Source organism: Rhabdaerophilum sp. (assembly GCF_046092605.1).
Taxonomy (GTDB): Bacteria; Pseudomonadota; Alphaproteobacteria; order Rhizobiales; family Beijerinckiaceae; genus Rhabdaerophilum.
In genome coordinates this window covers 1-5116 of record NZ_JBJTDY010000085.1, presented here as the reverse complement: position 1 = coordinate 5116, position 5116 = coordinate 1, and the positions used below count along the sequence as shown (strand labels likewise).

Annotated in this window: 5 protein-coding genes and 1 pseudogene; 4 read left to right on the top strand and 2 right to left on the bottom strand. The window is 64.7% G+C overall.

The features are described from left to right. Positions 1 to 202: pseudogene (locus tag ACKODO_RS06965) on the top strand (hypothetical protein); the annotation flags it as partial. A 145-nt stretch (positions 203 to 347) separates the two neighbouring features. Here ACKODO_RS06965 and ACKODO_RS06960 read toward each other — a convergent pair. Beyond that, on the bottom strand, positions 348 to 647 hold the full coding sequence (locus tag ACKODO_RS06960; RefSeq protein ID WP_408982723.1) for a YqaA family protein: 300 nt from the start codon (positions 645 to 647) through the stop codon (positions 348 to 350). 138 nt (positions 648 to 785) lie between these two features. On the opposite strand from ACKODO_RS06960, the gene ACKODO_RS06955 reads away from it, so the two are divergent. Then, positions 786 to 1478, top strand: a complete 693-nt coding sequence (locus tag ACKODO_RS06955) for a thermonuclease family protein (protein ID WP_408982722.1) — start codon at positions 786 to 788, stop codon at positions 1476 to 1478. Between the two features lie 10 nt (positions 1479 to 1488). Here the strand turns inward: ACKODO_RS06955 and galE are convergent, their stop codons facing one another. Next, positions 1489 to 2475, bottom strand: coding sequence for a UDP-glucose 4-epimerase GalE (galE, locus tag ACKODO_RS06950; RefSeq protein WP_408982721.1), 987 nt, complete (start codon positions 2473 to 2475; stop codon positions 1489 to 1491). Between the two features lie 137 nt (positions 2476 to 2612). Here galE and galU point away from each other — a divergent pair, with 137 nt between their 5' ends. Beyond that, positions 2613 to 3482, top strand: a complete 870-nt coding sequence (gene galU, locus ACKODO_RS06945) for a UTP--glucose-1-phosphate uridylyltransferase GalU (protein WP_408982720.1) — start codon at positions 2613 to 2615, stop codon at positions 3480 to 3482. A gap of 106 nt (positions 3483 to 3588) precedes the next feature. After that, the gene (locus ACKODO_RS06940) at positions 3589 to 5115 is read left to right on the top strand and encodes a phosphomannomutase/phosphoglucomutase (protein WP_408982719.1); all 1527 of its coding nucleotides are present in this window, start codon (positions 3589 to 3591) and stop codon (positions 5113 to 5115) included. Position 5116 lies beyond the last annotated feature (1 nt).

The window sequence follows — 5116 nt, the reverse complement described above, 5'->3', positions numbered from 1 at the left end:
CGAGGCGCTCCGCACGCTGATCGAGGGCGGCACGCAGGTGCATCGCCTGCCGGAGGAGGTGCTCGCGAAGGGCGCGATTCTGGCGGAGGAAATCCTCTCCGGCCTCGCCGCGAAGGATGCGCTCACCGCGCGGATCGTCGCGAGCTATCGGGGCGCGCGCCATTCCTCGGCCCGGGCCTGGGAGGCGCTGGCGCGGAGCTGATCCTGCCTCACACCCACGCCTTCGCCAGGGCGATCACCATGAGGTAGCGCCCGGCCTTGGCGCTGCTCGCGAGCACGAGGCAGCGTCAGAGCGGTTCGCGCAGGATGCCGGCCACAAGCGTCAGCGGGTCACCGATGCTTGGCACCTAGCTCGCGAGCAGCGACCAATGGCCCCAGCGCTCGTGATGGCGTTGCGCTTTGGTGAGCGCCTCGGGCGATGCCTGAAACCAGTGTCGGTCGCGGAAGCGCTCGACGCCGCGGCCGATCATCCAGTTCAGAAGCGGGCCCAGCACATTAGCCGAGCTCGCGACCAGAAACAGCGCGAGAACTGGCTGCTTTCCCGCGATCACGAGGCCTGCGAGCACTGCCTCGGATTGCGCTGGCACGAGGGTGGCGCCGAGGAAGGCTGCGGCGAACAAGCCGGCATAGGCGCCCCAATCTAGCATCGTCCCTCGTGTTCTCCGTGATGCTCCTCTCACGGCTCGGCGCCGCTTCCGCGCTCCTATGGGGCTTGCGGGATGCGGGGGAAAGCCTTCATTTGGCGCAGGTGGCGCGAAGCGGCGCCAGACCGTTCCGGGAGATCCATGACCGACGTCTCCACCCGGCCCTCGCGCCTGCGAACCTGGCTCGCCCGCCACAAGGAGGCGGTGCTGGTGGGGAGCGTGGCCGTGGCGTGCCTTGCGGCGCTCGCGCTGGCCTTCGCCGGGCATGCGCCCTGGAGCTGGTCGCCCCGGCCGGATCGCGCGCCGCCCGAGCGTGTGGTGCCGCCGCCCGAGCGGCCAATGCTCGCGCCGGAAGAAGCGGGCTTGTCGCCCTTGTCGCCTCAGATGCTCGGCGAACCCGGCCGGTTCCGGCGGCAGATCACGGTCGAGCCACCCTATGACATGATCGATTCCCGCCGGTTCGTGGCGAATGGTGAGCAATATGTCGTGCTGACGGGTATCGTGACGCCGCCCATGGATGCGGCCTGCGAGAACCCCGATCGCACGCTCTGGCCATGCGGAATCTTCGCGCGCGCCACGCTCTACGCGCTGATAAGGGGCGAACCCTTGCAATGCCAGTCGCTGGGCTCGGCGCCCGATCTCGCGCCGCCGCCGGGGGCGATGGTGGGAGCGTGCCGCGCGCAGGGCCGCGATGTTGCGACCGAACTGGTGCGCGTCGGTTTCGCACGGCCCGTGGGCATCGCGCCGCGCGCCATGCTCGAAGCGGAGGCCGAGGCGCAGGCCGACAGGCGCGGCCTGTGGCGCGGCGACTGGAAAATTGTCCAGCGCCGCTAGGTTTTGCCGCTCAGATGTTCCTGCTTGCGAGCGACTTTTCCCAGCGGAAGGCCGCCGCGACGATCTCCTCGAGGTTGTCATGCTCGGGTTTCCAGCCGAGTTCCGCGCGGATGCGATCGGCCTTGGCGAGGAGGGTTGCAGGATCGCCGGGGCGACGTGGCGCGCGCCGGGTGGTGAAATCCACGCCCGTCACCCTCTTGACCACATCCACAACCTCGAGCACGGAGAAACCCCGCCCATAACCGCAATTGAGGATGAGGTTCTCGCCGCCCTTGCGCAGGTGGTTGAGCGCATCGACATGGGCATTTGCGAGATCGGTCACGTGGATATAGTCGCGGATGCAGGAGCCGTCGCGCGTGGGGTAATCCGTGCCGAAGATATCGAGATGCGGTCGCTGGCCAAGCGCCGCCTGCACCGCCACCTTGATAAGGTGCGTCGCGTTCGGGAATGACTGGCCAGAGCGCCCCTGCGGATCGGCGCCCGCGACGTTGAAATAGCGCAGCGCGATGAACTTCAGATCATGCGCAACTGATGTGTCGCGCAGCATCCACTCGGTCATGAGTTTCGAGCGGCCATAGGGCGAGACAGGTGCCGGCGCGACATCTTCGCTGACGGCTTCGCCGGAGACATCGCCATAGACCGCGGCGGTGGAGGAGAAGATGAAGTGCTTCACGCCGTGCTGCACGGCGGCCGCGATGAGCGCGCGGCTCTTCACGGTATTCGCGTGATAATAGAAAAGCGGCTTCGCGACCGATTCCTGCACCACGATCTTTGCCGCGAAATGCGCGATTTCGGTTACGCCGAACTCGTCCATCACCGCGCGGGTAAAGGCGGGGTCACCCACATCACCACCGCGCAAGGGCACATCCGGCGGCAAGGCCCGGGGAAAGCCCGAGGAGAGGTCATCGATCACGACGACCTTCTCGCCGCGATCCCGCAAGGCGAGCACCATGTGCGAGCCGATATAGCCCGCGCCGCCCGTCACCAGAACTGTCATGGCCTCTCCTGCGTTTACCATGTTCAACGGAGGAAACGTCATACGGCCTCCGCGGTTCATGGAGCATTAAGTGACAGAGCTTGACAGGATAGCCTATGCAACGTCCTGAAAGGCAGGCCGTTGCAAACAGGTGTCGAATGAAGCGAATTCGCAAAGCGGTGATCCCGGTCGCGGGCCTTGGCACGCGTTTCCTGCCGGCGACGAAGGCCATGCCGAAGGAAATGCTCACGGTCGTGGATCGCCCCGTGATCCAGCACGTGGTGGATGAAGCGCGCAAGGCCGGCATCGAGCATGTGGTGTTCGTGACCGGGCGCAACAAGAATGTCATTGAGGATCATTTCGACCGACAGTATGAACTGGAAGATACGTTGAAGGGCCGCGGCAAGGTGAAGGAACTGGCCGCGCTCGAGGCGGATACACCCGGCGCGGGCGCGACGAGCTTCACCCGCCAGCAGGCGCCGCTCGGCCTCGGGCACGCGGTGTGGTGCGCGCGCGACATCATCGGCAATGAGCCGTTCGCGCTGCTTCTCCCGGATATGCTGCATCTTGGCGAGACGGCCTTTCTCGGCGACATGATCGAGGCTTATGGCCAGACTGGAGGAAATCTCATCGGTGTCTATCCGGTCTCCGATGACGAGACGCATCAATACGGCATCGTCGATGTGGCGGGCTCGGCCGACAAGGTCGCGAAGATCGCCCGCATGGTCGAGAAGCCGGCCAGGGGAACGGCCCCTTCCAACCTCGCGATTTCCGGCCGCTACATTCTCCAGCCCACGATCTTCGAGCTGCTGTCCAGGCAGGAGCGCGGGGCGGGCGGCGAGATACAGCTCACGGATTCCATGCTGACGCTTGCGAAGACCGAGCCCTTCCATGCCGTGCGCTTCGATGGCCAGGTCTATGATACCGGCTCGAAGCTTGGCTTTCTGGCGGCCAACGTGGCCTATGCGCTGGCCAATCCGGAGCTGGGCAAGGATTTCCGTGGCATTCTCAAGTCATTGGCAGGTTGAACGCACGTTCCCTGCCTATCCATCATCCCCTCATTGCTGTTCTTGATCTGGTTTTTCCCGGCCGTCAGCGGTATGGGAGCCGGACCTCACGTGAAGCGAGCGCCCCATGACGTCCTTTCCAAAAGCCCGTGCGCACCTGAAGCCCAATACGGCTGCCTTCGAGTTGAACCCGCTCGTGAAGCCCACCGGCTTCCGCGAATATGATGCGCGCTGGTGGTTCGGGCATCCGGCTTCGGACAAGGCGCCGGAACTGAACCTGATGGGCGTGCAGGCCCTCGGCCTCGGTATCGGCACTTATCTTGCCGAAACCGGCGTGAAGCAGCGCGTGGTCGTCGGCCATGATTTCCGCAGCTATTCGAACGCCATCAAGCTGGCGCTGGTCGCCGGCCTCATGGGTTCGGGCTGCGAGGTGGTGGATATCGGCCTCGCCATGTCGCCCATGGCCTATTTCGCGCAATTCGCGCTCGATGTGCCGGCCGTGGCGATGGTCACCGCCTCGCATAACGACAATGGCTGGACCGGCGTGAAGATGGGCGCCAACCGCCCGGTGACCTTCGGCCCCGCCGAGATCAACCGCATCAGGGAGATCGTGCTCAACGCCGAGTATCGCTTCGGGCAGGGCAGCTATTCCTTCGTCGAGAACTTCTTCCAGAACCATTATTACAGCGAACTGGCGGATCGCCCTAAGCTCAAGCGCAAGCTGAAGGTCATCTGCGCCTGCGGCAACGGCACGGCCGGCGCCTTCGCCCCGCAGGTGCTCGAAGCGCTCGGCGCGGAGGTGATCCGCCTCGATTGCGAACTCGATCATACCTTTCCGCGCTACAACCCGAACCCCGAGGACATGGAGATGCTCCATGCCATGGCCCATGCCGTGAAGGAGCATGGCGCGGATGTGGCACTCGGCTTCGACGGCGACGGCGACCGTTGCGGCGTGGTGGATAACGAGGGGAACGAAATCTTCGCGGACAAGATCGGGGTGATGCTGGCGCGCGATCTCGCGGCGCTGAACCCCAATGCGCTTTTCGTGGCGGATGTGAAATCCACCGGCCTTTTCGCGACCGACCCGGAACTCCGGCGCCTCGGCGCCAAGACTGATTACTGGAAGACCGGCCATTCCTACATCAAGAAGCGCGTGGCCGAACTCGGTGCGCTCGCGGGCTTCGAGAAGAGCGGGCACTTCTTCTTCAACCCGCCGGTGGGGCGTGGCTATGATGACGGGCTCGTGACGGCGATTGCGGTTCTCGACATGCTCGATCGCAACCCCGGCAAGTCCATGGCCGATCTTTATCGCGCGCTGCCGAAGACCTGGGCCACGCCCACCATGGCGCCGCATTGCGAGGACGAGGTGAAATATGGCATCGTCGAGAAGGTCGTGGCGCGTATTGAGGCGATGCAGAAGGCCGGCTTTTCCATCGCGGGCCATCCGATTCGTGATGTGGTTACCGTGAATGGTGTGCGCGTGACGGTTGATGACGGCACCTGGGGCCTCATCCGTGCCTCGTCCAACAAGCCGGAACTGGTCGTCGTCATCGAGAGCCCGGTCTCCGAAGCCCGCATGCGCGAGATGTTCAAGGCGATGGATGCGATCCTGCGCGAGAACAGGGAAGTCGGTGCCTATAACCAGACGATCTGAT